The organism is Terriglobales bacterium (assembly GCA_035457425.1).
GTDB lineage: Bacteria > Acidobacteriota > Terriglobia > Terriglobales > Acidobacteriaceae > JACPNR01.
On sequence record DATIBR010000175.1, the window covers coordinates 1 to 2,704 of the forward strand.

Annotated in this window: 3 protein-coding genes; 2 read left to right on the forward strand and 1 reads right to left on the reverse strand. The window is 65.8% G+C overall.

The window, feature by feature from the left end:
* Window positions 1-480 precede the first annotated feature (480 nt).
* Both VLA96_13290 and VLA96_13295 read left to right on the forward strand, forming a co-directional pair.
* Window positions 481-1,056, forward strand: a complete 576-nt coding sequence (locus VLA96_13290) for an HD domain-containing protein (GenBank protein ID HSE50174.1) — start codon at window positions 481-483, stop codon at window positions 1,054-1,056.
* Between the two features lie 58 nt (window positions 1,057-1,114).
* Complete coding sequence (locus VLA96_13295; protein HSE50175.1) at window positions 1,115-2,047, forward strand: cation diffusion facilitator family transporter; 933 nt, start codon at window positions 1,115-1,117, stop codon at window positions 2,045-2,047.
* Between the two features lie 6 nt (window positions 2,048-2,053).
* Here the strand turns inward: VLA96_13295 and VLA96_13300 are convergent, their stop codons facing one another.
* Window positions 2,054-2,551 (reverse strand): hypothetical protein, encoded by a 498-nt coding sequence (locus VLA96_13300; GenBank protein HSE50176.1) that lies wholly within the window; start codon window positions 2,549-2,551, stop codon window positions 2,054-2,056.
* Window positions 2,552-2,704 lie beyond the last annotated feature (153 nt).

Genomic DNA, 2,704 nt, shown 5'->3' on the forward strand with positions numbered 1-2,704 from the left:
CATCTCACCACTTCCCGTGAATCTACGGGCGCGAGAGTCGTGGCCATCCAGTTGTGGGAGTGCCAGAGCGGGCGCTCACCAGCTCGGCTCGCGATACACCACGACCCAAGCTGTGGGTAATCTAGGGAGTATGAACACGGCTGTCAACTGAAAAGTGCGCGTGAAACAAGGAAGAATCCGGAAGATATCGGACGATATCCGGAGAAAACACGGAGAAAACCCTAGGAAAGCGCGGCGGTGTGCCCGGTTTACTCTCTGAGTACATCGTAAGGACCGGTTTCTCGTTCGGTTTCTCGTTCCTCGTTGTCGAGGTGCGGGATCGCGCGAAACGAGAGACGAGGAAGAAGGGACTTTTTGTAGACTCGACGCCATGACGATCGACCGGAACGAAGCCTGGAAGTTGAGGTGCTTTGCGGGCGTGAGGCCGCCGCGGCGGCCGGGAGCCCGCAGCCGAAATCCTGAGCGAAGCGAAGGATCTCTATGGCAACGATAGACCGCGCTGCCGCCTGGAAGCTGTTGTGCGAATTCACGCAATCCGAGAGCTTGCGCAAGCACGCGCTGGCGGTGGAAGCGTGCGTGCGCGCGTACGCGCGCAAGTTCGACGAGGACGAGAACGACTGGGGATGCGTCGCGCTGCTGCACGACTTCGACTACGAGAAGCATCCCTCGGCGGAAGAGCATCCCTTCGTCGGCTCGAAGATCCTGGAGCAACGCGGCTACCCGGAGTGGTTCCGGCGGGCGATCCTCTCGCACGCCGAGTACTCCCACGTGAAGCGCGAGTCGAAGCTGGAGCACGCCTTGTTCGCGTGCGACGAGCTGGCGGGGTTCATCACGGCGACCGCGCTGGTGAAGCCGAACAAGTCGCTGGCCGAGGTGGAAGCGAAATCGGTGCGGAAGAAGATGAAGGACAAAGCCTTCGCGCGCTCGGTCTCGCGGGAAGACATCACCAAGGGCGCGGAGGAGCTGGGCATCGAGCTCGAAGAGCACATCGCGTTCTGCATCGAGGCGATGAAGGGCATCGCGGGCGAGCTCGGGCTGGCGGGGCCCGCGCAGTAACGACGCGCTGTGCCGCGCATCACAGACCGCGAGCAGGCCGGCTGTCTACGATGCCGGCATGGAGCCGATCGCCGACCTCTCGCCGGCTGCGCAGCGCGACAACCGCTTCGCCATGCGGCTCTCGCTGCTGTTCGGCTTCGCGATGCTGGCGGGGAAGGTGGGCGCGTACTGGCTCACCGGATCGGCGGCCATCCTCTCCGACGCCGCCGAAAGCGTGATCCACGTCATCGCGGTCGGATTCGCGGCCTTCAGCCTGCACCTGAGCACGCGGCCGGCCGACCAGCGTTTTCCGTACGGCTACGAGCGCATCAACTTCTTCTCGGCGGGATTCGAAGGCGCGATGATCATCATCGCCGCGGTGTACATCATCGTGACCGCGGTGCAGAAGTGGCTCGCCGGGCTGGAGCTGCAGAACCTGGGAATGGGGACGCTGTTCGTGCTGGGCGCGTCGCTGGTGAACGCCTGGCTGGGCTGGTACCTGGTGCGCACGGGCCGCAGGAACGGCTCGCTCATCCTGGAGGCGAACGGGAAGCACGTGCTGACCGATTCGTGGACGAGCTTCGGCGTGGTCGCGGGCCTGGGGCTGGTGCTGCTGACGGGCTGGAAGGCGCTGGACCCGCTGTGCGCCATCGCGGTGGCGCTGAACATCCTGTGGTCGGGCGGGCACCTGGTGTGGCGGTCGGCGCGCGGCCTGATGGATTACTCCGACCCCGAACTGGGCGAGCGGCTGAACGCAGCGATGGAGCGGCTGAGCCGGGAACTCGACGTGCAATACCACGGGCTGCGCTTCCGCACGACGGGCTACCGCGTGCTGGTCGAGGTGCACCTGCTGTTCCCCTATGGGACCGCGGTGGGCGAGGCGCACCGGCGCGCGACCGCGCTGGAGGAGCAGTTGCCGGCGGCGCTCGGCGTGGCGATGCAGGTGACCACGCACCTGGAGTCGATCGAGGACCACCAGAAGGTGCACCAGCACGCGCACTCCGGCGCGTGAGGCGGGCTACTCGTCGTCCGAGACGCCGCCTTCCTGGTTCGAGGCGAAGTCGTCGATCTCGCACTGCACCCCGAAGGCGTAGCCGGGCTTGAGGGGCTCGCGGAGGGTCTGCGAGTCGGTGCAGAGCTCGCGGCCGTCGGCGCTCACGGTCATCGAGATGGTGTCGCCGATCTTGGGAGCTTCGATGGTGGCGTCGAAGGTGGCGCCGGAATCGCGCGGCGCGTCGATGAGGAACGTCCGCGTGCCGGCGTCGAGCTTTTCCCAGGTCTCGAGCGAGCGGGTCTCCTGCCTGTTGCCGGCGTCGTGGCCAGAGAACCACGCCGAGACGCGCATCGCGCCCGAGCCGTTCACGGTGTAGGTGACTTGGTGGCCGCCGCCTTCCCAGACTTTCGCCGGGATACCATTCACGGCGCCGCCGCCGCTGTCGCCGCTGAACCACGACTTGAAGCTCCACCACCCCAGGACGAGGACGACACCGAGGACCGCGCCGATGACTTTCTTCACGGTTGACCTCCGATGATGGATTTGAGGGGGAGGGAAGTATAAGACGCAGGCACTGTCCCACGGCCAGAAAAGTTAGGCGAGGGCGACGGTGAGCGCGCCGGCCTTCACCAGGTTCGCGGCGACTTCCATCTCCTTGGCGAAGGAGCGGTCGGC

Coding starts and splice junctions, on each gene's coding strand:
- VLA96_13290 (HSE50174.1), top strand. CDS start 481: ATGGCAACGATAGACCGCGCTGCCGCCTGGAAGCTGTTGTGCGAATTC.
- VLA96_13295 (HSE50175.1), top strand. CDS start 1,115: ATGGAGCCGATCGCCGACCTCTCGCCGGCTGCGCAGCGCGACAACCGC.